The sequence below is a fragment of the Pseudoalteromonas sp. T1lg122 genome (assembly GCF_002964825.1).
GTDB lineage: Bacteria > Pseudomonadota > Gammaproteobacteria > Enterobacterales > Alteromonadaceae > Pseudoalteromonas > Pseudoalteromonas gelatinilytica.
Genome location: NZ_PQCG01000001.1, coordinates 454,355 through 478,968, shown reverse-complemented (window position 1 = coordinate 478,968; position 24,614 = coordinate 454,355). Strand labels below are relative to the sequence as shown.

At 39.9% G+C, this 24,614-nt stretch carries 19 protein-coding genes and 2 pseudogenes; 20 read left to right on the top strand and 1 reads right to left on the bottom strand.

The features are described 5' to 3' along the window. Positions 1–67 precede the first annotated feature (67 nt). The 16 genes and pseudogenes from C2M33_RS02270 to C2M33_RS02195 all read left to right on the top strand — a co-directional run bounded on the left by C2M33_RS02270 (position 68) and on the right by C2M33_RS02195 (position 18,624). The gene (locus tag C2M33_RS02270) at positions 68–520 is read left to right on the top strand and encodes a helix-turn-helix domain-containing protein (RefSeq protein WP_105173580.1); all 453 of its coding nucleotides are present in this window, start codon (positions 68–70) and stop codon (positions 518–520) included. Next, positions 521–1,090 (top strand): PIN domain-containing protein, encoded by a 570-nt coding sequence (locus C2M33_RS02265; RefSeq protein ID WP_105173579.1) that lies wholly within the window; start codon positions 521–523, stop codon positions 1,088–1,090. It abuts the gene before it with no gap. A gap of 258 nt (positions 1,091–1,348) precedes the next feature. Then, positions 1,349–1,504: pseudogene (locus C2M33_RS21520) on the top strand (RHS repeat-associated core domain-containing protein); the annotation flags it as partial. 833 nt (positions 1,505–2,337) lie between these two features. After that, positions 2,338–2,790: a hypothetical protein gene (locus C2M33_RS02255; protein ID WP_105173577.1), complete on the top strand. Its 453-nt coding sequence runs from the start codon at positions 2,338–2,340 to the stop codon at positions 2,788–2,790. A gap of 1,670 nt (positions 2,791–4,460) precedes the next feature. Next, a complete protein-coding gene (locus C2M33_RS02250) occupies positions 4,461–5,945 on the top strand; it encodes a Mu transposase domain-containing protein (protein WP_158685549.1) in 1,485 nt (494 codons plus the stop codon). A gap of 8 nt (positions 5,946–5,953) precedes the next feature. Then, entirely contained in the window at positions 5,954–6,634 is a 681-nt protein-coding gene (locus C2M33_RS02245) for an ATP-binding protein (protein WP_105173575.1), read from the top strand. 3 nt (positions 6,635–6,637) lie between these two features. Continuing rightward, positions 6,638–7,357, top strand: a complete 720-nt coding sequence (locus tag C2M33_RS02240) for a hypothetical protein (RefSeq protein WP_105173574.1) — start codon at positions 6,638–6,640, stop codon at positions 7,355–7,357. Beyond that, positions 7,347–8,375: a tyrosine-type recombinase/integrase gene (locus tag C2M33_RS02235; protein ID WP_105173573.1), complete on the top strand. Its 1,029-nt coding sequence runs from the start codon at positions 7,347–7,349 to the stop codon at positions 8,373–8,375. Before C2M33_RS02240 ends, C2M33_RS02235 begins: the two co-directional genes overlap by 11 nt. 116 nt (positions 8,376–8,491) lie before the next feature. Then, complete coding sequence (locus C2M33_RS02230) at positions 8,492–9,841, top strand: hypothetical protein (RefSeq protein ID WP_105173572.1); 1,350 nt, start codon at positions 8,492–8,494, stop codon at positions 9,839–9,841. Between the two features lie 101 nt (positions 9,842–9,942). Next, positions 9,943–10,833 (top strand): hypothetical protein, encoded by an 891-nt coding sequence (locus tag C2M33_RS02225; protein WP_233999072.1) that lies wholly within the window; start codon positions 9,943–9,945, stop codon positions 10,831–10,833. Then, a complete protein-coding gene (locus C2M33_RS02220; protein ID WP_158685547.1) occupies positions 10,833–11,282 on the top strand; it encodes a hypothetical protein in 450 nt (149 codons plus the stop codon). Before C2M33_RS02225 ends, C2M33_RS02220 begins: the two co-directional genes overlap by 1 nt. A gap of 880 nt (positions 11,283–12,162) precedes the next feature. Beyond that, positions 12,163–12,357: a (2Fe-2S)-binding protein gene (locus C2M33_RS02215; protein ID WP_105173569.1), complete on the top strand. Its 195-nt coding sequence runs from the start codon at positions 12,163–12,165 to the stop codon at positions 12,355–12,357. 158 nt (positions 12,358–12,515) lie between these two features. Further along, positions 12,516–14,048, top strand: a complete 1,533-nt coding sequence (locus tag C2M33_RS02210) for a phospholipase D family protein (protein WP_105173568.1) — start codon at positions 12,516–12,518, stop codon at positions 14,046–14,048. Positions 14,049–14,301: 253 nt separating this feature from the next. After that, positions 14,302–16,557 carry an acyl-CoA dehydrogenase gene (locus C2M33_RS02205; RefSeq protein ID WP_105173567.1) on the top strand — a complete coding sequence of 752 codons (2,256 nt, stop codon included), beginning with the start codon at positions 14,302–14,304 and terminating at the stop codon, positions 16,555–16,557. Between the two features lie 145 nt (positions 16,558–16,702). Then, positions 16,703–17,650, top strand: coding sequence for an aminoglycoside phosphotransferase family protein (locus tag C2M33_RS02200; RefSeq protein WP_105173566.1), 948 nt, complete (start codon positions 16,703–16,705; stop codon positions 17,648–17,650). 2 nt (positions 17,651–17,652) lie between these two features. Beyond that, positions 17,653–18,624, top strand: a complete 972-nt coding sequence (locus C2M33_RS02195; protein WP_105173565.1) for a Gfo/Idh/MocA family protein — start codon at positions 17,653–17,655, stop codon at positions 18,622–18,624. On the opposite strand, the gene C2M33_RS02190 is transcribed toward C2M33_RS02195, so the two are convergent. Next, positions 18,621–19,439 carry a hypothetical protein gene (locus C2M33_RS02190; protein ID WP_138624916.1) on the bottom strand — a complete coding sequence of 273 codons (819 nt, stop codon included), beginning with the start codon at positions 19,437–19,439 and terminating at the stop codon, positions 18,621–18,623. The two genes, C2M33_RS02195 and C2M33_RS02190, sit on opposite strands and share 4 nt — an antisense overlap. Positions 19,440–19,632: 193 nt before the next feature. Between C2M33_RS02190 and upp the strand changes: the two genes are divergently transcribed. The 4 genes and pseudogenes from upp (at position 19,633) to C2M33_RS02170 (ending at position 24,603) form a co-directional block, all read left to right on the top strand. Then, on the top strand, positions 19,633–20,262 hold the full coding sequence (upp, locus tag C2M33_RS02185; protein WP_105173563.1) for a uracil phosphoribosyltransferase: 630 nt from the start codon (positions 19,633–19,635) through the stop codon (positions 20,260–20,262). A 9-nt stretch (positions 20,263–20,271) separates the two neighbouring features. After that, positions 20,272–21,509, top strand: a pseudogene (locus C2M33_RS02180) (uracil-xanthine permease family protein). Positions 21,510–21,647: 138 nt separating this feature from the next. Next, complete coding sequence (locus C2M33_RS02175) at positions 21,648–23,390, top strand: HAD-IIB family hydrolase (protein WP_105173562.1); 1,743 nt, start codon at positions 21,648–21,650, stop codon at positions 23,388–23,390. Further along, positions 23,383–24,603, top strand: coding sequence for a hypothetical protein (locus C2M33_RS02170; RefSeq protein ID WP_063707715.1), 1,221 nt, complete (start codon positions 23,383–23,385; stop codon positions 24,601–24,603). The genes C2M33_RS02175 and C2M33_RS02170 overlap by 8 nt, the downstream gene beginning before the upstream one ends. The last annotated feature ends 11 nt before the right edge of the window (positions 24,604–24,614 follow it).

Below are 24,614 nucleotides of genomic sequence, written 5' to 3'. Positions count from 1 at the left end.
GACAGACAAACAGACAAACAGACAAACAGACAAACAGACAAACAGACAAACAGATGAGACCAAAGTAATGTTGAACGTACAATCATTGCCAAGTGCCGAAGAAATCGCATTGGCTAAATTAAGTAGCCAAGAACTTTCAGCCGTGCTGGAAGCGAATGGTGATGTACAAAATTTTAGTGTGGTAGGTAAAGACGGTGAAACTCACTCTGTTCAATTACCAGCTAGTGCAGTTAAATTAATGATTGAAGTGCTGACTCAACTTGGCCAAGGGAACAGTGTTAATATCACACCAATACATGCTGAGTTAACCACGCAAGAAGCAGCGGATATGCTAAATATGTCACGACCCACGTTTATCAAACTACTTGATTCTGGTGACTTGCCTTATGCAAGAACGGGCAATCGTAGAAAGGTCGCGTTTGTTGATGTGATGCAATACAAACGTCAGCTTGATGAACAGCGCCTTGCGACCCTTGATGAATTATCAGCACTCGATCAGGAGTTGAATTTAGGATATTAAATGGCAACTTACACCGTAATTCTGGATGCATGTGTGATGTATCCAGCGCCACTTCGAAGTTATTTACTGTATTTGGCGCAAACAGGTTTGTATCGGGCGAAATGGACAGAGCAAATTCACGACGAATGGACGCGAAATTTGTTAAAAAAGCAACCAGACATCTCTGAAGAGAAATTACAACGCACACGGGAGTTAATGAATCGCCATGTGCCTGACTGTGTTGTTGAAGGTTATGAGCCATTTATCGCTGGAATCGAGTTACCCGATCAAGATGATCGCCATGTTGTTGCCGCTGCAATTAAAGGGCAAGCCGAAGGGATTGTGACATTTAACTTAAAAGACTTTCCAGATGACAAACTAGCACCACTTGGGCTGTCAGCCATACATCCAGATGTGTTTTTGTCTGACATGTTTGAATTGGATCCAAGCCGAGCATTGCTGGCTGCACAAAGACAAAGACGCTCATTGAAAAATCCACCAATGTCAGTAGATGAGTATTTAAATTCACTACAAAAGCAAAAGTTGCCCACACTTGTTTCAAAGTTACGCCAATATGAAATGATGCTGTAATGATTGACATAGTTATCACTAATGGTAATCATGCGGGTATGGTGTAGCAGACATACTGTTTAGTATGACACCACATAACCTAATTTTAGGTCGAGGCTCAGTCCGGTAATGATGTTCTGGCCCCAAGTTACACTTGGCGAAGGCTCCCTTGTTGGAGCCTTTGTTATTTCTAGCCCCATAAAAGTGATTTAACACTTTACCTTATTGCTGTACTCTCAAAGTTATAAAAGCTCTTTAAAGCAATGCGTCAAGTTAGGCCGATTAATTCATATGAACGGTCGGGTGTACGATTATAACCTTGGTCGGTTTATGTCGGTTGATCCTTTTGTACATGAAGGCTCTCAGGGAATTAATCCATATTCCTACATTATGAATAATCCGCTGGCGGGGACAGACCCAACTGGCTATGCTCCAGAAAAAGAAACAATAGAAGTCACTAAAGACACACAAGTATTCAAAGATAAAGACGGTAATAATTATGTTGATGCTGGAGATGGCAGCGGAGACCTAATTAAAGTCGATTCTATTTCTACTTCATCAGGTGGAAATACAGTAACTGCTAATTTTGGCGGCAATGGTACAATTACATCTATGAGTGCCTCTAATTCCGCCGGAACTTTAAGCATTACAGATATTGGTGGTGAACAACAAAAGGCAACTTTTCAATCAAGTCGTGATCCCGATGTACCAGCATCTGATCTATTCACTCCTCAAAAATCTGAACGGGTAGATGGGAACAGGGATAAGCCTGGGTTTTGGGATAAAGCATGGGCAAGTGCAAAGTCAGACTTTAGTAGTTGGGGGGCATTTAAGCATCGACTTTATGGTTCTTTAATGGCAACTCCGGGTGGTTCAGCTGCCACCATTTCAATGAGGATGCCGAGTATAGCCAGTAAGTTTATGGGAGCAATAGGTTTCAAAAGTCCATTTACTGTCGCGACATCAAAGTTTGATTTCTTTTTTGGCAGAGTTACAACAGGTAACGCTCACAATATTGCTAGATCAGCGCAAAACCTTAAAGACCTTAATACTTTAGGTATAAAAAGTGAAAGGCAATTAATGGCTGTCTTTCAAAATGCCCTAACCCAAGGGCGATATGTAAGTACGCAAACGAATCAACATGGTACTAGTGTCCTGAGAAGCCTTAACATAGGAGGTCGAGGGGAAATCAACGTTAGTTACTTCTATAGAGGAGGTAATATGAATGCGACTCCCTCTGTCACTACAATAATACCAAAGATATATAAATGATGAATTACAAAATAAATAAAGTTGAGAGAAGTGAATTTCAAAATTCATCGTTGCAAAATATATTTAGCAACGATGAGAACAGTACGTGCTTTGCATTTTTATCTTTTGACAATATCAAGTTCAAAGTTAATTGGCAAAGCGACTTAATTGAACCAAGTGTTATTGATATTGGGAGTGAACTGATCGCTGTGGGTATCGATTTAAGTTTCGCATTAATAAACAGAACTAGTGGACAAATTACATATAAAGTAGATTTAGATTATTTTTTTGTGGAATCATTCGTACTTAACAATGATGTTTTAGTAATAACAGAATTAGGTGTACTAAAAATTGATCTCAATAACTTTTACTCCCGATACTACGCACTTCCGGACAGCTATCATGAGTATGAAATTAATAATGGTTCTATCGAAATAACATGTGAGAATGGTGATGTAGTCGTCATTTAGTGAAGCTGCGAAAGTGAAAACGCAAATACAGATTAACGGATCAGGTCTTGCTTCATTCAAGCCCTGGTAGTCTACAGTCTGGTACTGCAAATAGCCTCGTTTTTACGGGGCTTTTTTATGGGAGCTCTAGTCAATTTTTAATGTTAATGCAGCCTGAAAGCATAATATTTTGAGGGATACCTACTCCAAAATAGAGGGGTTCTTTCATGGCTAACTCAAACCAATCTTCACAGGTGTAAACAAGACACTTTAGTTAACGTACTGAGTATTCGTCAGCAGAAGAGGTTGTCACTGTTGTTCATTACTAATGTAACGACAGTGCAGCTACTTATGGGGCTAACAAATTACGTTATATAGCCAATCATTCTTAATGACCCTTCTAAAGCAACATAAGCTCAAGATATAAGGTTGTGAAATCGAAAACTAAAAATTTATAGTGGTTTATTAAGTCCTCAAAAGAAGGGGATAATAAACCACTATCGCGCATTTATTTTTTAGTTCACGCCCAAAAAGGTGATTAAAACTCGCACAGTAAGATGTTTTTCATAATAGTGCTTATTTCCACTATAGTGTCGATTTTTGTCATTAATAGTGAAAAAAAGCACTATTATGAAAGTGATCCTTGGTAATGTTTTGTTTGAAAAACAACCAAGGTGGAAAGTCTTTTAGGCTGTTTAGAACTATAAATTAGCACTCTTGCTAACGCATCCCCAAAGTCTAGAAATCAGAAAGACTATGCCTCACCAAGCACTTCTGGCTAAATCGGTCAGTTGTAATCTAAATGAGGTTTTTGCAGTTAAAATGAGTGGTGTTGTTTCATCGATGAAATTGCTTTGCATTAAGAGCTGGAACTTTAAAGCCAAAGTATTATCTGCAAGGTACATATCTTTTAAGGCAAAATATCCGAGGCTCCAGTCTGGTTTCTAGGATTGGCGCGAGTCTAAATTTTTGCTATTATTTTCGAACTCCCACAAAAAAGTTTTTGCACTGAATTGCGATTACCTCTCGGAATTTGTCCAATCTAAATTTGGTCAGGTAGATAGGACATTTTGGTCAAAAATAAAAAACAAAGTGGTCATTTTTTTCTGAATTAATGGTCGAAAATACAGAGATTTTACAAATGTATAGTCTTTTTATATTGACCAATGAATTTTTTAATTTAGACCAGCTTTAATTTTTATCTTCGCTTAAACTGTCTGCCACTTTTGACCATTCTATTCGCATTTTTGGTTTGGACGCTACAATTTTGTTGTTCATAAAAGTTTACGATTGTGTGTTTTTTGTTCAATTCAGGTTGAGGAAGAACTCGATAACTTGCCTTGTTTTAGGTGTATTTCTTCCAAAAAAAATTTATGTTTAACATTGGGTGAATGCTATCGGCATATCGCTCCGTACTCAATTCCAAAATAATCCTCCATTTATTTTAAAAAAACACTTTTTGATATTTTTAACCTTCTGAATTTTAACTAGTTGGGTTTCCTGACTTTCTTATTTTTAAAATCTCAATTCAAAAAAATCTTAAAGTTTATGACGTGCATTCATTTATGCAACTCCTCCGAACAGTTTGTATTTACATACTTTTTTTGAAAATTTTCCATTTTGACAAGTGCTTGTGTTGATACTAGAGCTTAACCATTGAGCGGTAGGAGGTGTGTATGGTGTCGGGGCGAATGATTTCAAAGATACTGGAAATTAGCAACACTTATGAAGTCAAAGGTGAGCGAATTTCAAATCGTAAAATAGAGCAGTTATTGGCAATTATTGATGGGCCATCACATCAAACTATTGGGACTATTCGAAACAAGTTTTCGCAGTTAAACCTATCACTTGATGAGTTAAAGTTATTAACCCCAAAAAGCGTCCATCAGTTGTTTTACCCTGAGGCTTATCAATATTTCAGTCGTACTGAAATATTAGATCTCCATGACGACGTGGCTCAACTGCTTCGTTCCAGGCATGTCACAGCCAATTACTTATACAAACAACGAGTACAAAAAGATCCTACAACGCCTTCTCGGTCTAGTTATTACAAGCAAATAAAGCATGTGCTTAATAAGCAAAAAGTGACTATGAAACAGTTTCATTGTGCTGGCGAGTTTCTTTTTATCGATTATGCGGGGAAGCATTTAAATACTAAAAGCTTCAGTAGTTTAATGTTCATGTCGGCGTTAGGTTTTTCGAAATGTATTTTCCCTTATGCTACCCCAAGACAGACTACTTCTGATTGGTTGGGAGGACTGAACGCTGCGGTTATGTTTTTTGGCGGTTTCACGGAGTTTATTGGTGCTGATAATGACTGTGCATTAGTTAAAGTTCATGGCAAATCTAAAGAGCCAATTGCTCTCTTACAGGCATTTTCAAATCACTATGGATGGCCTATTCATTTTGCTAGAAGTAATAGCCCACAAGACAAAGCTATCGTAGAAAAACGCATAAAAGACTTCTATTCGTTTATTTATCCAAAAGCCCAGGAGCTTTACTTTGATTCTTATGATGACTTGAATGAGTGGTTGGGTGTTATGGCGATAGAGTTTAATAAAATCAAAACCCAAGGTGAACATTGCTCTCCATACGATAAGTATCTTGATTATGAAAAAGAGGTATTGATGAAAGTAGAGGTGCCGCCTTTTAATAGCTTATTAGAGTGCAAGCGTTGTAAAGTTCCTACTGATTATTACTTAAAAGTCGATGACCACTTTTATATGGTTCCTTACGACCTCAAAGGTACTTGGGTAAGGTTTGAATTGTACGACAAAAAAGTAAAATTTTATCAAGAACGAAGGTTGGTGGCTGAGTATTCCCGAAGTAATGAAGTGGGCGGTTTTTCATTTAAATTAGAGTTTATGGAACCAAGTCATCGCTTTATGGCAGAGCAAAATCTTGAAAATAACCTTAAGTGGGCATCTAAAATTGGTAAGCCATTAGTCATCATCGTTCAGTCAATCTACGCCACAACCTCGAATCCAAACTCAATCCCTGCGGCAAAACACTGTAACGTCATTAAAAAATTGTATCGACGATTAGTGCCTAATAATGCCAAAGATAAAAAGAAGTTGTTCCTTCAAGCATGTAAGGAAGTTACGCGACTTGGGGGGAAATATGCTCCAAAAATAGAGCGTTACTTTCACATTCTGCAAAATGAACAAGATATGTAGGGGGCGCTATGCAACTCGAAGACAAACTAAAAGTTTTGAGATTACCTGGAATGCGTTTTGAGCTTGAATGTGAGCCTGCATTTACCAAAAGTGAATTGAAAGCAATTGAGCGAATGGTTGATGCTCAGTTATTGCATCGTCAGAACGCCAAATATAGAACGCTCAAGAAAAAGGCAAAATTGAAATACGTTAATGCGACGGTGAACTCTATTAACTATCAATTTTGTGCTGGTCTTCATCGTCATGCCGTAGAACAGTTGGCATCAAGTGTATGGGTGAAACGTCACTCTAATGTGTTTATTTATGGCGAGCCAAAAAGAGGTAAGTCTTTTGTTGCCTGTGCTTTGGGTGATGAGGTGTTATCCCAAGAGTTTAGCTTAATGAGTTTTGATTTCGCTGATTTAATCATTGAATTACGACTCGCCAACTCAGAAGGCAATATGGCAGCGTATTTACAAACTTTGAATAAAGCGCGGGTCTTATTGGTAGAAGATGTTTCACCTGAAAAAATGATTGATAAGGAAATAAGCTTATTCAACGAATTGGTGTGCTCACGAGCAAAATCTGGAAGCTTTATTTTCACCGCTGAAAAACCACCCGCACAATGGAGTGAGGCGTTTTCAAATCAGGTTACAGGCGAGAACATTATGAAATGTTTGATGTTCAAAGCGCATGTGATGAGGGTGTAAATAATGAGAGTGTTCAGAATTGGTCGCTACGAAATACGTAATTGCACTATGCCATGCCACCCGCAAGATAGCACTGTGCGTGTGCAGGTTCTACCAAGCATGTTTAACCACTACCATGATGTTTTGATGCATTGCGATGATAAAAATGAAAAAAGTAACAGTGGTTTCATTTCTGATGAAGTATTAAATCATTTTCATGTAGGGCTAGGAGATCGCTCTTACGGTAAGCTGTTGCCGTCAAGCAGAACAGCAGAGGGACAAGCAATAAGGGCATCATTGCAACGGTTAGGTGTATTGAATTTTACAGGTCATGAGACGTTTACTGGCTGCTTGGTTATTCCTATAGTGATCAAAAAGGCGTTAGTTGCGATTTATGCAGAGCGTATTGCACGAGCTCAGCGGGGCAAACCGTTCGCGTATTGGGTGTTGTATCAATCACCAATTGTATTTAATGAATCGCATTGTGTTGGTCATAACCAAATTCATATTAGCCCTTCAGCAGTTATGACGTTAAAGCGCTGTGCTATTGGTGAATATGACACGATAGCTATCCCTCCATATCAACAGGTAGGAAAAAATACATTAGATACCTTGCTTTCATTCGGCGCACAGCAGTTTGGTGTGCTGGATTGTAATGGTAAATCACATTGTGAATGCCTATTTTGCACTCCAAATCAAGCGATTGTGAGTATGCTCGAAAAGGTACAACACAATGAGTTATGAAGTGAGCACATTTGACGGCTTCAACAACCTCTACTTAGATACATGCATCGGAGATGGTCAGTGTTTATCTACGGTAACAACTAAATCATCTAGCATGATGTTGTACTACGATTTCTTAAGGCGTAAGGGGATTCAATCCCCATTAGATGTGGATAAGCATGTTCTAGAGCAGTATAAACGTGAGTTGCCTACGTACATCAGTTCAATCTCAAATTTGCCCTTGGACAAAGCAACAATTCGAAACCGGATTACCGCTGTTCGGACTTGCTATGCAAGACTGACAGAATTAGATGTGTTCGAACATAATCCATTTGAGTCAGTTAAATCACCTAAAGCGCCCAAAAAACTGCCTACCTGCTTTTTAAGCTCAGAAGAAATTCAGCTAGTTTTGGAAGAAACGTCACATTTCGGAAAGATGGGGATAAGAGATCGTGCAATCTTAGAGATATTTTATGGTACAGCTATTAGGCGCAATGAATTAGTGAACCTCACAATTCACGATATAGATTGGCAAGGTAGCCAATTATTGGTTCGAAAGGGAAAAGGTGAGAAAACACGCTATACGCCAATGTCCACTGAGAACTGGATTTGGTTGTCTCTATATCTAACTTTAGTGAGACCAGGATTAGTGAAACCTGATAGTGGGAATGCTCTATTCTTAAATAATCGTGGACATCGATTTCAGCCATGCCGAATGTCTGAACTGAGCAAAAAGTACCTAAGGCGTGCGGGTTTTGATGTTAATGCAGCGTGTAATGTTTTCCGTCATTCTGCTGCAACTCATATGCTAGAAAATCATGCTGATATTAGAGTCATTCAGGTCTACTTAGGACATGAAGATATCTCCACGACCCAAGTGTACACAAAAGTTGTAGACACGTTTTTAAAGCAAGAATATAAGAATTGTCACCCATCAGCGATGAATAAGCCGCGCCTATGTGCACAGGCTTTTGAGAATTATGGAATTACTGATTTGCAGCTAGAGCAGGCACTTGGTATTAGTGGGCACTATGAGTAATGACACCTGGCTTTGTCTAGGTATTAAAATAGGAAGTAAACTCAATAGTCAGCCTTTACTAACAAGTGAAACTGGCTTAACGTGATGAAATAAAATTACAACTCTATGGAAAGCCTGTGATTATTCCTCACCTTTATTTTATACATATAAGTATTACTCCTACACAGGCAACTGAGGAGAAGCTTAGAATTAAATTTGCAACAGCATACTTCTTAGTCAACTCATTAAACCAGGATGATGCATGTCGAAAGGCTACATATTATATTAAGAAATTTGGTTGGGAAGTTAAAAAGGTTGAAAGAACAGCATTTGTATCTAAAGATGAGAGCCTTACTGATGATGTATTGAGCAAACTGTTTGAAGATGCAGAAAGAGATGGGATTGCTTGGCGGTTTGAAAGTTATGATGAAAGTTTGGCTGAAGTAAAAATGGTCGAAATGTCGGGAGGAATATCCATTGATAAGAAAGCTTTTCACCAGAAGAGCAAATCTATTTCAAAGAAACGAACTTGTTTACATTTTGAGGCTGGTGATTCGTGTGATCAATATATCAGTGCGCATTCAATACAGAGGAGTCAATGCCTTCAACCAATAGCTAGAGATGGTCACGTATACCAGGTGGACATGGAAAATATTAGCAAATCAGGGAAAGTATCTTACAAACTAACAGGGATAAACAAGGCATCAACTTTTTTTGGTTTTTGTAAAAGCCACGATAATACTCTTTTTGAAGAGATTGACAATAAGCTGTTAATTCCAAGTAATAAGCAAGCAATACTTTATGCATACAGAGCAATATGCAAAGAGATTTCAACAAAGCAAAAGGCCATTGAAACTTTAGAACTTCAAATGCGTCTTTCCCCTGAAAATTCTGTGGAGTACAAATTTGCTGAAGAAAATAAAGCAGGAATGGCATATGGCTTAAAACAGCTGCTCAGGATCAAGGAAAACTATGATAAGTCTCTCAAATCCGATAGATATGAAGATATAGAATGGGTGGCTTTTTGTTGTACAGACAAACCTAATGTTAGTTTTTCTGGTTTAATCTATCCTGATTACGACTTTCAAGGCAGGCCACTTCAAACATTTTCAAATAGAGAAGCTGATTTAAGTTTGATCACATTTAGCTTTGCACCTATGGAGACGGGCTGGAGTGTCTTATTTGCTTGGCACAAAAGCTGTGAACATGTAGCAAGCTTTTATATAAGTTCTATTGCGGAGTTAATGAAACAAGGAAGGGATCTTGGAAGCGCTTTATTCAATTTGGTTGTGTTGAACTGTGAAAATCATGCTTTTTCACCCAACTGGTGGGAATGTCTAGATACTCAGAAAAAAGAGTTGATCCAAAATATAATGACAGAACAAGCTGATGCCTTATCTTCAATCAATCCTTTATACCTTGCAAAGGAAATAGAAGGAGTTGTGGATTGGTCATTTAACTCAATTTATGACAGTCGTTCTTCTTGAGGTAACTCTTATCTTGGAGGCCAATTTGATAGTTTAAGGGTTCATCTTTCCCACAAATTCATATGAACGGTCGGGTGTACGATTATAACCTTGGTCGATTTATGAGTGTGGATCCACTATTGATGAATTTTGAGGACTCACAAGGCATTAACCCTTATAGCTATATAAGAAATAATCCATTAGCAGGAACTGACCCGACAGGATACTGTGAGGCTGAAACGGGAACTCGGATTAAGTCTTGTGTAGAAGTTGAGGTAAAAGATTCTGATACAGGGGAATCTTTAGGAAAAACTTCTATGAATAGCCGCCATAGTAACTTTGCTGGAAATGTTGCAAATTACGCTGCTAGTAAATTAGGCAATGGTGCAAAAATTACTGGGGTGTTCGCTCATACGAAAGGTGGTGATACAATGGACTTAATGAATCAACGGACTTTAGTAAAAGACAACATTGAAAACACTAATTTGAATCGTTACATTACTGATGAAAAAGATATTACGGGTAAGGGAAGTTCTTTAAATCAGCAATTTTTTGAATCAAGTAATGTTAGGAATACCTTTGAGAAAAATGTCCAGTATGAGTTTATTAAACATAACCCTGATGGAACCCCAGTAATATTGTATGAATCATTTGGGCAATGGAAAGATACGCTAGTTGATGATGTTTTTTCTGCCTCGTTAGGCTTTGCTGGAAAATTTCCCAAAACGCCTGATCTTACTTCAGGAGTTTCAATGCCAACAGGAGTGCAATACAGAGCGTTTCATCATTTCCGTGTTCCTTACTATGAAAAATACGAAAAGACGCACTTATTTTCCATTAATAACTCTAACCCGAAAGATATGAAGTTGATTGGTATTTATAGTGATAAGTTAAATTATGAGGTGTTTCCTAATTATGAAAAGGCTAAGTTAATTCGAACAGATTATCAGTTACGACACTGTAGTAATGGAAAGTGCTCTGCACCATCAACTTTTTTATGGAAAAATTACTAATGCGACAATTTATTTTATTTATATTATTTGCAACGTTAACAGCATGTAGTGAAAATATAGAAAGTGAACAGGTAGACAGCGGAGTGTTTATTTTTGTTAGGGCTGTAGACCCAGCAGATAATACTCTGAAATATGGTGCTTTCAAGTTTCTTGAGCATGAAGGTAACTCTAAAAGGACTGCATTCGATTGGCTATTTATTAATTCAGGGAATAGCGTTGCTAAAATTGAGACGGATGATGTGATATTAGGTAAGTCAAGTGGTTCTGAAGAGTTTGGTATTAAATTTAGTATTTTTAAAATTAATATAGCCTATGCAGATGATACTTCTTGGTGGATCGTCTCGGCTCCAAAAAGTTTAAAAAACAATTATTCTACTGAATATTGCATTACAAATTATCAAGAGTTGGGACAGTTGAATCATGAAGATTTGAGTCTTTGTTTTAATTAGATATCTTAAGCAAATAGTAGTTATAGTGAAGTAATGAGTAATGTGCCTTGTTGAAATTTACGTGCGCAGTTAACCCCAGTAGAGCTGCGCACTTGCTAACAGCAGGCCGTGCAATCTGTGTCAGTGCCACCATCTAGTGGCGCTGGCTCAAATAGCTAGCACTGCTGTTTTAAAGTAACACCGTTTACTGAATTTACATGAACACGGTACTTGTTTTATTTGCCCTTAATGAGGTGTATTCATGTGGCGGCTATTTGCAATAAATGAGTCGATACAGAATTAGTTGTTTGAGTGCTTTTTAGCTCGTTGGTGGAGCTGGTTGAAATAAAAGGTTTATAAGCTCAACGATTTCTGAATGGCAAATGAAGTTATAAAAACGATTCATCCCATCAAAAGAATTAGCTACCAGCCCAATTTTACTCACTTGATCACATAGCTTTTTATACAAACCAAGCGTTGGCTGTATGGTCAAACAGTTGCCAGATATTAATCTCATAGGGAGGCTAAAGTCCGTGAAAAGACTATAGGATCAGGTCATTCTTTTTGCCTTTTGCTTATTGAGAAAAACCAGATATGTTCCTAACGATTACGAGTTTCTGAAGCGTTGGCTTCTCTTTTTTTACATACCTAATGCTCTGTATTTAAGCGATCCCCTCTTTTTCTTTCAACTACAAAACTAACCCCCTCAAAAAAGTTTAAAATTTTTTCTTTAGCCGCCTTTAACTAACTGCCCAAATCGTAAGGGAAAATTTTTAGTTGTGTGCCATTTAGGAAATTTCGGTATAAAAGTTATGCAAATATTGCCTATAACACTATTGCGAACTATTACCGTTTAGATTAATATGCTGACCATCAAGAGAAATGAGAGTGGTTTGCATTCATGTATATCTGTTTATGTCATGGTGTGACTGATAAAAAAATCGAACAAACAATTGATGATGGCGCTATGACGATGCGCGATTTATCTAAAGAGCTGCAAGTGGGTAGCCAGTGCGGCAAGTGTTGTGGTTGTTGTAAAAAAATACTTAATCGCAAACTGATCGAAATTGCAGATATGACTGAGCAAGTAGCTTAATTACTTGCTCTTAAGCATGCGTGCTTAACAATTTTTCCTTCGTTTAATTCTTCTAATTTATCCCCATACTTACGAGTTTTTATTTGCTTTTAACCCCTTCATTTATTAGGGTTATAACAAAGCAGATACGTGTATCACACGGTCATTGGTAGGAAGCCATGATAATAGACTCTTCAAAATCACTTTTTTGTGCAGTACTCATTTTAATCACCGCGGGCTGTGCGCAGTTACCTTCACGAGAGTCCATTCAACCAAGCTATGCCATTGCAGCGGATACACCCAGTACCATAGGAGATGCAGTGGGTAATAATCATCCTGGGTTATCAGGGTTTTATCCTTTAGCAGATGGGGTCGATGCCTTTGTAGCTAGGTTGGCACTCATTGATTCTGCAGAGCACACCATTGATGTGCAGTACTATTTATACCACAGACAGCAAACCACCATTTTATTTACGGCCTTTTTATTAAAAGCCGCAGATAGGGGAGTAAGAGTTCGCTTGTTGCTTGATGACTTATCGCAAGCCGACAGTGAGCTTGATTTAGCTGCACTGGCTGTTCACCCTAATATTGAAGTTCGATTATTTAATCCATTTCCTAACCGTCGTTTTAGAGCGCTTGGTTTTGTTACCAACTTTAGCCAGCTTTCTAGACGCATGCATAACAAGAGCTTTATCGTTGATAATCGGATTTTTATCACCGGTGGGCGCAACATAGGTAATGCGTATTTCTCGGCTGAAGATCATTCTGAATTTATTGATTTAGATGTTATGAGTGTTGGCGAAATTGTGCCAGAGGCATCAAAAGCATTTGATTTATATTGGAATCATCAGCTGTCTTACCCTGTTGAAGATTTGCACGGTGAACGTGATGAGCAATCACTTATTGATATCACTAAATCCTTATCGACCTATGTTGAGCAGAATCAGCAGAGTAATTACGTTGAGCAGTTACGCGAAAGCGCCTTTGTAAAACGCTTATTGCACGATGAAATAGAATTCGATTGGCAAAAGTCTGTGTTGTTTTATGATCATCCCGATAAGGTAATGAACGACGTCAGTGAAAAATCGGCCAATATGTCGCCAATGTTATTTAAAGAAATGGGTGAGCCGAAACTAAAAGCAATTATTGTGTCGCCTTACTTTATTCCTCGTGAGCAGGGCGTTAAATTACTAACCAATTGGGCAAAGCAGGGCGTTGATGTCACTGTACTGACTAATTCTTTAGCAGCTACTGATGTATCCGCGGTGCATGCTGGTTATAAAAAGTACCGAGAAGATCTCGTAAAAGGTGGGGTTAAGCTGTGGGAGTTAAAACCCAGTGACTTAATGGCCATTAAGCGCAAAGCGGGGCGTAAAGTAACTGGGTCATCACAAGCAAGTTTACACGCAAAAACCATGACCTTTGATGATGAAAAGATTTTTGTGGGCACCATGAACCTCGACCCTCGCTCGCTTGATTTAAATACCGAGATGGGCGTATTAATCGAAAGCGAAAAGCTTAGCCGCTTTTTGGCCCATTGGGTTGATACGCAAGTGCCTGAATATGCCTGGAAAGTTGAGCTCAAAGATAATGACTTAGTTTGGCTCGACACAGTGAGTAATGAGCAGTTTGATGAAGAACCACAAACGTCTTCGTGGCGACGCTTTCAAGTGTGGTTTATTTCGTTATTCCCTATCGAAGATGAGCTATAAGCCATTCCTTCAGTATTTATACCTAAGCCCAACTTTTTAGTTGGGCTTTTTGTTTTCAGCCTTTAGTTGTTAACCATTTCGGGATAAAAAAAGGCGTTTGAGCGTACACGTGTAAACCCATTGTATTCAAGTGCTTAGCGTGCAAAGAAAAAATAAATATAAAAAAATGTTAAAAAAACTGGTTGGACCAATTGATCTATTGCTCGTTTTATGACGTAATGTAGGTATTACTATCTGGTCGGATGAGTTTATTATGAGCTTACGTACAAAATTAAAAAAAGTATTACCTAGTATTTCAATTACAGAACAAGAAGCGTTAGATGCGGGTGATGTTTGGTTAGAAGGTTCAATCTACCAAGGTAAACCTGATTTCGATGCACTTCGTGACGTGCCAGCAGCTAAGCTGAGCGCTGAAGAGCAAGCATTCTTAGATGGCCCAGTGAAAGAATTATTATCAATGATTGATGATTCTGAAATTCAAAACGGTGTTCATCTTCCTGACTACATTCTTGATTTCTTGAAAAAAGAGCGTTTTTTCTCGCTTATCATTCCTAAATCATTCGGCGGTTTAGAATTCAGCCCTTATGCAAACTCAACAATTGTTGCGACTATCGCGACTAAGAGTTCTGCGGTTGCGGTAACCGTGATGGTTCCTAACTCATTAGGCCCAGGTGAGCTATTACTTCACTTTGGTACTAAAGAGCAACAAGATCACTACTTACCACGTCTTGCAAATGGTCGTGATATTCCATGTTTCGCACTAACTAGCCCAGAAGCGGGTTCAGATGCGGGTGGTATTCCAGATATCGGTGTTGTTAAACGTGGTCAGTTCAATGGCGAAGAAGTGTTAGGTTTAGAAATTACCTGGGACAAACGCTACATCACACTTGCGCCAATTGCGACAGTATTAGGTTTAGCATTTAAAGTAGTTGACCCTAATGGTTTACTAGGTGGCAAAGAAAACCTAGGTATTACCTGTGCGCTTATTCCTAAAGATCACCCAGGTGTTGAACTTGGTAATCGTCATGATCCTATGGGCATCCGTTTTTACAACGGTACGACTCGCGGTGAAAAAGTATTTGTACCAATGGACTTCATCATTGGTGGTCAAAAGAACATCGGCCGTGGCTGGCAAATGCTGGTTAGCTGTTTAGGTGCAGGCCGTGGTATTTCGTTACCGGCACTTGGTGTTAGTTCATCACAAGTAGCATTTAAAGGTGCTTCAGAGTACGCAGCAGTACGTGAGCAGTTTGGTCTGGCGATTGGTCAATTCGAAGGTATCCAAGAGAAGCTTGCTGATATCGCAGGTAAAACTTACCTTCAAGAAGCAATGCGTGTTCTAACAACAGAAGGTTTAGGCATGGGCTTAAAACCATCTGTAGTTACTGCGATTGCTAAATACCACATGACAGAAATTGGTCGTAACGTGCTTGATTCAGCAATGGATATTCAAGCAGGTAAAGCAATTCAAAATGGTCCGCAAAATACATTAGCAAGTGGATATGTTGCACAACCAATCGCAATCACAGTTGAAGGTGCAAACATTCTTACTCGTAACCTTATGATTTTTGGTCAAGGTGTAATGCGTTGTCACCCTTACCTACAAACTATGGTTGAGTCTATCCACAGCGAAGACAAAAATGCAGATAAAGAATTCAACAGCATCTTACGTAAAACAGTGGGTTACAGCGTAGCTAATAGCTTACGAGCTTTCCGTTTAGGTGTATTACCGTTTACTGCGGGTGCTAAATCGTCACTACCAGAAGTACGTGATTACGAAAAAGCAGCGCACAAACTATCTGCAAAACTTGCCGTTTACGCTGACTTCTCGTTATTGGTACTGGGCGGCAAACTTAAGCAAGCAGAAATGTTATCTGCACGTTTAGGCGACGTAATGAGCTTCTTGTATGCGGCGATGGCATCAATTAAATACTACGAGCAAAAAGTAGCAAGCAGTGAACGTGAGCAAGCTGCGCCTTACTTCCACTATGCGACTCGCTTTGCACTACAAAGCGCTGAAGAAGCATTGCATAAGTTCTTAGATAACTTCCCTGCAAGTGGTACTCGTAAATTTATGCGTTTCATTACGATGAACTACTCAATGAAAATGCCTAAGATCAGTGATGATTTAATCCGTGAACTTGCGACTCAAGCGCAAATGGATACGGCATTTAAAGCGCAAATCACTCACTTGGTTAAACCAATTGAAGGTGATGGTCATTACATCAATGAGCAAGCGTACAAAGCGAAAATGGCATGCCTTGATTTACTTGCAAAAGTTAAAAAAGCACTGCGTGCTAAGACTATCAAGCCGGGCGTTCGTTTTGCAGAAACACTTGATAATGCACTTGTTGCAAGTGTTATCAACGAAGAAGAGTATGCAAAACTGATTGATTACAACAAGAAACGAGAAAAAGCGATTCGTGTTGATGAGTTCGATTTTGATATGAACTTACTGGATGACAATGCAAAGCCAGTTAACCCACTTAAAAGTGTGGTAAACGAGTAATTCAACAATGCAAGTCCTTAGCTGTATTAGGACTTTATCTTCGAAAACCCGTGTTTAGCACGGGTTTTTTATTGCCTATAGGCCGTTGTGCCAATAGCTAATTTCACCTACCATTGCCATCAGTTTATATAAAGTACAGAGCGTTATGGATCTTAGGCAATTTGTTACTTCTCACTTTTCAAACATTACAGAGCTACAGCAAGCGGCATCAGTGTGGAGCGGATGCGGTGAGATTATTCGTTGCCAAATGAATGGTGATGCGAGGGTAATTAAAGCGATTGAAGTGCCTAGCCAGATTAATCATAGTCGTATTAAACAAAGTGATTTTGCACTTGCCAGAAAGCGCCAATCTTACTTAGTCGAATTTAATTGGTATCGGCATTACGCTGAGCAATTACCCCATGAAGCTGCGGCTATCCACTGTATTGAGGCAATACAAGAGGGCAGTAAACAAGTGCTGGTATTTATTGATTTCAGTGCGCTTGGCTACCAGCCAGCAAGTGCTACACACAGCGACATTCAAGCAATTATAAACTGGCTTGCACACTTTCATGCTTTTCATTTAGCAAGCTCTGCCGATGGCCTTTGGCCGCGAGGTAGTTACTGGCATTTAGCAACGCGGCCCGATGAGCTACAGCGTATGAGCGATTTAAGCTTAAAAGCGCAGGCGCACGCTATTGATATAGCGCTGGGTGAGTCACCTTTTCAAACGTTAATTCATGGTGATGCTAAGCTTGCCAATTTTGCGATTACGCCACAAAACCAGCATGTTCTTGGCTATGATTTTCAATATGTTGGTAAGGGTGTTGGGGTGATTGATGTCATGTATTTTTTAGGCAGTTGCTTAGATGATACGGCATTAAAATCAGTTGCAGATGACTATTTAAATCGCTATTTTGACACCCTTACACAGGCACTAAAACGTTATCAACCGAATGTAAACCCTGCGCATGTTGTTAGCAGTTGGCGAGCGCTTTGGTGTTACGCATGGAGCGATTTTTATCGTTTTTTAGCAGGTTGGAGCCCAGAACATGCAAAAATAAACGGCTACATGCAGCAGCAATTTGTAACGTACTTAAAAATAAAGGATTAGCAATGAATAAGCCAATGCGATTTGCCATTATCGGCTGTGGTGCTGTAACCGAAGTGAAAAGCGGCCCTGCTTATCAACAAGCAGAAGGTATTGCGCTTATTGGGGTGACACGCCGCGACTTAGAAAAAGCCCATGATTACGCTAAACGCCATAATATTGCAAAGGTGTTCGCATCGCCAAGCGAGCTCATTAACGATACCAGTGTTGATGCAGTGTATATTGCTACGCCGCCAGATAGCCATAAAGCGTATGCTCTTGAGGTTGCTGCGGCAGGTAAACCGTGTTGTATTGAAAAGCCACTGGCGCCAAGTTATCAAGATAGCCTTGATATTGTCGCAGCGTTTAAAGAGGCTAAACAGCCGCTATTTGTGGCTTATTATCGCCGTTCATTACCACGCTTTAATCACGTTAAACAATTACTTGAGCAAGGTGCCATTGGTAAGCCTCGTCATGTAAGTTGGCATTTAAGTAAAGCACCTAACGCCCTAGATTTATCGGGTGAATACAACTGGCGCACAGATCAAAACGTGGCTCGAGGAGGGTACTTTGACGATTTAGCCAGCCATGGTCTTGATTTACTTGCTTACCTTTTAGGTGATTTTAATAAGGTGCATGGTTTATGCGCTAATCAACAAGGCTTATATTCAGCATTCGATGCTATTACCGCTCACTGGCAGCATCAATCGGGTGTTACAGGCACCGGGAGCTGGAACTTTGCTTCAGCAAATCGTTTTGATGATGTGATTATTTATGGCAGTGAAGGCGAGCTTAGCTTTAGTGTTTTTGACGAAAAGCCGATTGTGCTTAACAATGCACAGGGCGCACAACAGCTCGTAATTGATAACCCTGCACATATTCAACAATATCATGTTGAAAACATGGCGAACTATTTTCATGCTCAGCAACCCCACCCATCAACTGGTGAAACTGCATTACACACAAGTTGGGTTATGGAGCAGATTTTATCGGCTTAGTGCTCAAACGCTGCATTGAAGGCATTTACAATTTGTGTGTTTTCACCTTCATGAAATAGCGTCATTAAACGCTCACTAATTAAAGTGCGTACTTTTTCTGTTTTAAGCGCTTTGTCGAACAGCGCGATTGCTTGTTTGCCGACCTCTGTTGGTGAGCAAGCAATATAACCAAACACCGCGGCTTTTTCTGGTTTAAGGCTGAGGTAACGAATACTACTCATTCCCGGAGCTCGTTTATAACGGTTGCTAAATACAGTTTGGTATTCTAAAACGGCATCAATTTTATTTTGAAATAACATTTGCCCAAGCCTTGGTGCATTTGTTGCCCCATCGAGTATGAAAAAGTGCTCATCATTTAAACGGACAAACTTATCAATCTCTTCTGAGTAAGAACGGCCTTTGGTGACCCCTATTGTTAAGTCGTAGTAATAGATAGCTTGTAGTAGGGTAATGGCGTCTGGAATAGTGGGCTTATTAAATACCACCAGTTTATTTGAAGGAAATGCCATCAGAGGGTACTGACTAAACACAGCATGAACCTCACGCTCTGGGGTTTTTAATTTATTGTACAAACAAACATTGTTCATTTTTCTTAGTTGCTGCCACTCTCTTAAGCGGCTTGCAGGTATAAAATGTAGGCTGATTTCATCGCCTAATTCAGCTGCGGCAGCCAGCAAAAACGTGGTGGCCTCATTTTCAGGGTTACCGCCATCTTGCGGAACAAAGTCAGCCATAACTTGAATATCGAGTGTTTCACTGTGGGCTGGTAAGCAAATACACAGAAGGAGTATCGAAGTGAAGATAAGCGTTTTCATTACTGCAGGCCCAAAAATAAATGAATTGTTAAACATTGCCGGTGCGTGTTGTTGCAAAAAAATTAATATTTGCAAGGTGCTGTATAATATTAGACCAATTCAAAGAATTAATGCGGTGAACATGCATTTTTTGCAGTCGAGAAGACTATTTTGCGCTAAAATAGGCGTAATTTATTTCATTTAGGTTCTACTTATGTCTATCCATGTAATTACTCATCCGTTAGTTCAACACAAACTTGGCCTTATGCGCGCGCAAGGTATTAGCACAAAAAGTTTCCGTGAGCTGGCGTCTGAAGTAGGTACCTTGCTTACTTACGAAGCAACAAAAAACCTACCATTAGAAAGCGTACAAATCACTGGATGGGATGGTTCAACATTAGATGTAGAGCATATCAAAGGTAAAAAAATTACTGTTGTGCCTATTCTTCGTGCCGGTCTTGGTATGATGGATGGTGTTATGCAGTTATTACCTGCTGCAAAAGTAAGTGTTGTTGGTCTTCAGCGTAACGAAGAAACATTAGAGCCAGTACCTTACTTTGAAAAGCTGGTTGGTAAAATTGATGAGCGTTTAAGCCTTGTTATTGATCCAATGCTGGCAACCGGTGGTTCAATGATCGCAACTATCGATATGCTGAAAAATGCAGGCTGTAAAGATATTAAAGTGATTGTATTAGTGGCAGCACCAGAAGGCGTAGAAAAAACCCTTGCAGCGCACCCAGATGTTGAAATTTTCACAGCATCTCTAGACAGTCACTTAAACGAAAAAGGATATATCATTCCAGGCTTAGGAGATGCCGGTGACAAGATTTTTGGCACAGTGTAAGGCGCTCACGTGGAAAATCATCAAACATTTTCGTTAAAAACCATTCTAACTGGCGCGCAAATGCTGTTTGTCGCATTTGGGCACTGGTACTTGTGCCGTTACTTACAGGCCTTGATCCTAATGTGGCTTTATTTACTGCAGGTTTAGGAACTTTACTGTTTCATGTGGTTACCAAAGGCCAAGTTCCCATCTTTTTAGCATCATCTTTTGCTTTCATTGCACCTATTATCGCCTCGGTACAAATGTGGGGCATTCCCGCAACTATGGGTGGTTTAATGGTGGCAGGCTTTTGCTATTTTGCGCTTAGCTTGATTGTAAAATTTAAAGGCGTGAATGCGCTGCATAAAGTGTTACCACCTGTGGTTGTTGGCCCTGTGATCATGGTGATTGGTTTAGCCTTAGCCCCCGTCGCTGTGAATATGGCAATGGGTAAAGCAGGGGATGGCAGTGCACAATTAGTTCCTTATGAGCAAGCAATTTGGGTATCTGGTTTATCATTATTGGTTACGCTGATTTTTGCGGTATGGGGCAAAGGTGTATTTAAACTTATTCCTATTCTTGCAGGTGTGGTTGCAGGTTACCTAGCTTCGCTCTTTTTAGGAATTGTTGAATTTAATGCGGTTACTGAAGCAAACTGGTTTGCTGTGCCGGCATTTACTTACCCTGAGTTTAAGTGGCAAGCTATTTTGTTTATGGTGCCGGTGGCCATTGCGCCCGCTATTGAACATATTGGCGATATGATGGCTATTAGCCAAGTCACGGGTAAAGACTATTTAAAGAAACCAGGTTTACACCGCACTTTATTTGGTGATGGCTTAGCAACCTCTGCGGCATCAGTTTTTGGTGGTCCACCTAATACAACGTACTCTGAAGTAACGGGTGCGGTAATGCTTACGCGTAACTTCAACCCTCGCGTGATGCTTTGGACGGCAATTATCGCAATTGTGCTCGCGTTTGTGGCAAAAATGGGCGCGGGTTTACAAACTATTCCGGTTCCTGTGATGGGCGGCATCATGATTTTGCTGTTTGGTTCTATCGCCGTTGTAGGTTTAAATACCTTAGTAAAATCAGGTGAAGACCTTACCGCGCCTCGTAATCTGACTATCGTCGCACTGATTTTAGTGTTTGGTATTGGTGGCATGCATATCGGTGGTGATGAGTTTAGTTTACAAGGTGTGAGCTTATGCGCAATTTTGGGGATTATCTTAAATGCTGTTCTCCCCAAAGCAGTGCAACAAGCTGATTAGAACTTAAATACTGCTTGAATATTGCACCAAAAAAGCGCATTAAATATGCGCTTTTTTTGTAACCATTTAAAAAATAAGGAATTATAAAACTGGTCTACTAACTGCATTTATCTCTATGTCATACTGGTAGGAGCGATTATGCAAGAGGCAAATGTTGTGGATATTACCCCGTTTTTAGCAAAGCATCAGTTACCACTCAAGTATCAATACTTAAGTGAGCAGTTTTTTATACCCCTCGCGCACGATATCTTGAGCGCAAAAATGACCGGCCAAACAATGCTGGTGGCTATTAACGGCTGCCAAGGCTCAGGCAAAACAACCCTCGCTGATTTCTTAGTGACTTGGGTAAATAGCAATACCGAATTTAATAGCGTGTCATTATCAATCGATGACTTTTATTTAAGTCGTGATGCGCGCAATGAGCTTGCTAAAGATGTTCATCCTTTGTTTGCGAGTCGTGGTGTACCAGGCACACATGATACGCAATTAATGGAACAAACCTTATCGGCTTTGTTGGCTGGTAAAGTGGGCGTGCCATTACCTCAATTTGATAAGCTAACGGATGATCCAGTGCCAAAAGACCAGTGGCCTAGTAACCAAAAGCCGATTGATATCGTGTTTTTTGAAGGCTGGTGTGTAGCCAGTACGCCCCAGCAGCCTTATCAACTACAAACCCCGGTAAATGAATTAGAACAACTAGAAGATGCCGACGGCATTTGGCGCCGCTGCGTAAATAGCTGCCTAGCAAATGAATATCAACATGTATTCGCAATGGCCGATTACACCATTATGTTAAAAGCGCCTTCATTTGAAGATGTGTATGCGTGGCGCTTAGAGCAAGAGCATAAACTAATTGCCAAAAAAGGTCAGGGGCAGGGCACGTTTGACGAAGTGAGTTTAAAGCGTTTTATCTCTCATTTTGAACGTATTACGCGGGAAAACTTAGCCACGCTTGCGCACAGCGTGGATGCGTTATTATTGCTTGATACCGAGCGTGATATCACCAAGATGGAACTTCTCGCTGACCAGATTGCTCAGCCACTTATTTTTACTGACTTAGACGGCACATTGCTCGATCACGATAGTTACGAATGTGAGGTGATCAAACCATTTTTGGCAAAGTTGAATGATACCGGTGTCAATGTGATTTTTAATACCAGCAAAACCTTTGCTGAAGTCACTGATATTCAAAAAGGTTTGGATCATCACCAACCTTTTATTGTGGAAAATGGTGCGGCTGTTTATATCCCGAAAGACTATTTTAAAGTAAAGCCGATTGGCTGTGATGAATATAAAGGTTATTGGCGCTTTGCCATGACGCAAAGTACCGATAAATTGCATGAAGATCTTAAACAATATGCCAGTCAATTTAGCCATTGTGTACGCTTATTTAGTCAATTTAGTGCACAAGAAATAGCCGAGTTAACAGGACTCCCCGTCGATAAAAGTGAATTGGCTCTACAAAGACAGTACTCAGATCCGGTTTGTTTTTCGGGAAGTGAGGAAGAAAAGCAAGGTTTGATAGATGCAATGAGCCAAGCAGGCTACGAAGTGCTTGTTGGCGGGCGTTTTATCCATTTAACCAAAGGTAACAATAAAGGACTTGCACAAAAGTGGCTGTTAAATCAGTTCAAAAAAGCCTATCGCAATCCATTTACTGTGATTGCCCTTGGCGACAGTCAAAACGATGTCGCCATGCTAAAAGCGGCTGACATCGCTATTTTAATCAATAATCCTGGCAGCCAAGTGCAATCACAAATATTACAAAAAGCATGGCAGCTCAGCGAAAAACCAGCCCCAGCAGGTTGGGTTCAAGAAGTTTCTGCGTTAACTATCATCAAAGCGCGTTTTGCAGCAAAACAGGAGCAATCTCATGGCTGATTTTTATCAAAATGGCATTATCACGACCTTACACAATATTGCTGACCGCCCAGTAGAAGAATTAGAAAAAGAGTTGTTGGGCTTTTCAAAACAACGCCCAATGGGCCTAATTTTACCTTCGCTTTACAGTGAGCTAGAAGGACCCGCATTGCAAAATATAATTGCAGAACTGAAACATGTACCTTATTTATCGCAAATTACCATTGGTTTAGATCGCGCTGATGAAAGCCAATATCGTCATGCCCTGCAGTTTTTTGCGGAGCTTGATCAGCCTCATAAAGTACTTTGGAATGATGGTCCGCGTTTACAGGCTCTTGATAAAGAACTACAAAAATTGGGCGTTGCCCCACGAGAGCTAGGTAAAGGTCGCAATGTTTGGTATTGCATGGGCTATAAGTTGGCAACCTCAAAAGTTGAGTCAATTGCGCTGCATGACTGCGATATTTTGACTTACGACAGAGCGCTTTTAGCACGCTTAATTTACCCCGTTGCTCACCCTCGTTTTAACTATGAATTTTGTAAAGGGTTTTACCCGCGCACCGCTGAGGGCAAAATTAATGGTCGCGTGTCACGTTTGCTGGTAACCCCATTATTGCGTTCATTTAAAACAATTTTAGGCAGCAACGATTATTTAGAATACATGGATTCGTTTCGCTACCCATTAGCGGGTGAGTTTTCATTCCGCCGTGATGTACTCAACGATATTCGTATTCCAAGTGACTGGGGTCTCGAAATTGGCGTGTTATCAGAGATGTATCGTAACTACTCGCATAACCGTTTGTGTCAGGTCGATATTGCTGATAACTATGATCATAAACACCAAGACCTATCGCTAGAAAACCAAGCGGCAGGCTTGTCAAAAATGTCGATTGATATTACCAAAGCTTTATTCAGGAAGCTGGCTACGCAGGGGGTTACCTTTACCAGTGAAACAATTCGGTCGTTAAAAGCAACCTATTACCGTATCGCACTCGATTTTATTGAAACCTATCACAATGATGCGCTGATGAATGGCTTAACACTTGATATTCACCATGAAGAAAAAGCGGTCGAAATGTTTGCACAGAATATCATGAATGCGGGTCAGCACTTTTTAGAAAACCCAATGGAAGCACCGTTTGTGCCGAGTTGGAACCGAGTTGCTTCGGCAATGCCAGATGTATTTGCTCGCTTAGAAGAAGCCGTAGAGCTTGATAACAAAGATTATATTTAACGGGGAAGGCA

Excerpts from the sequence above, each read along its gene's own strand:
- C2M33_RS02270 (WP_105173580.1), top strand. The coding sequence starts at position 68 with ATGTTGAACGTACAATCATTGCCAAGTGCCGAAGAAATCGCATTGGCT.
- C2M33_RS02265 (WP_105173579.1), top strand. The coding sequence starts at position 521 with ATGGCAACTTACACCGTAATTCTGGATGCATGTGTGATGTATCCAGCG.
- C2M33_RS02255 (WP_105173577.1), top strand. The coding sequence starts at position 2,338 with ATGATGAATTACAAAATAAATAAAGTTGAGAGAAGTGAATTTCAAAAT.
- C2M33_RS02250 (WP_158685549.1), top strand. The coding sequence starts at position 4,461 with ATGATTTCAAAGATACTGGAAATTAGCAACACTTATGAAGTCAAAGGT.
- C2M33_RS02245 (WP_105173575.1), top strand. The coding sequence starts at position 5,954 with ATGCAACTCGAAGACAAACTAAAAGTTTTGAGATTACCTGGAATGCGT.
- C2M33_RS02240 (WP_105173574.1), top strand. The coding sequence starts at position 6,638 with ATGAGAGTGTTCAGAATTGGTCGCTACGAAATACGTAATTGCACTATG.
- C2M33_RS02235 (WP_105173573.1), top strand. The coding sequence starts at position 7,347 with ATGAGTTATGAAGTGAGCACATTTGACGGCTTCAACAACCTCTACTTA.
- C2M33_RS02225 (WP_233999072.1), top strand. The coding sequence starts at position 9,943 with ATGAGTGTGGATCCACTATTGATGAATTTTGAGGACTCACAAGGCATT.
- C2M33_RS02220 (WP_158685547.1), top strand. The coding sequence starts at position 10,833 with ATGCGACAATTTATTTTATTTATATTATTTGCAACGTTAACAGCATGT.
- C2M33_RS02215 (WP_105173569.1), top strand. The coding sequence starts at position 12,163 with ATGTATATCTGTTTATGTCATGGTGTGACTGATAAAAAAATCGAACAA.
- C2M33_RS02210 (WP_105173568.1), top strand. The coding sequence starts at position 12,516 with ATGATAATAGACTCTTCAAAATCACTTTTTTGTGCAGTACTCATTTTA.
- C2M33_RS02205 (WP_105173567.1), top strand. The coding sequence starts at position 14,302 with ATGAGCTTACGTACAAAATTAAAAAAAGTATTACCTAGTATTTCAATT.
- C2M33_RS02200 (WP_105173566.1), top strand. The coding sequence starts at position 16,703 with ATGGATCTTAGGCAATTTGTTACTTCTCACTTTTCAAACATTACAGAG.
- C2M33_RS02195 (WP_105173565.1), top strand. The coding sequence starts at position 17,653 with ATGAATAAGCCAATGCGATTTGCCATTATCGGCTGTGGTGCTGTAACC.
- C2M33_RS02190 (WP_138624916.1), bottom strand. The coding sequence starts at position 19,439 with ATGAAAACGCTTATCTTCACTTCGATACTCCTTCTGTGTATTTGCTTA.
- upp (WP_105173563.1), top strand. The coding sequence starts at position 19,633 with ATGTCTATCCATGTAATTACTCATCCGTTAGTTCAACACAAACTTGGC.
- C2M33_RS02175 (WP_105173562.1), top strand. The coding sequence starts at position 21,648 with ATGCAAGAGGCAAATGTTGTGGATATTACCCCGTTTTTAGCAAAGCAT.
- C2M33_RS02170 (WP_063707715.1), top strand. The coding sequence starts at position 23,383 with ATGGCTGATTTTTATCAAAATGGCATTATCACGACCTTACACAATATT.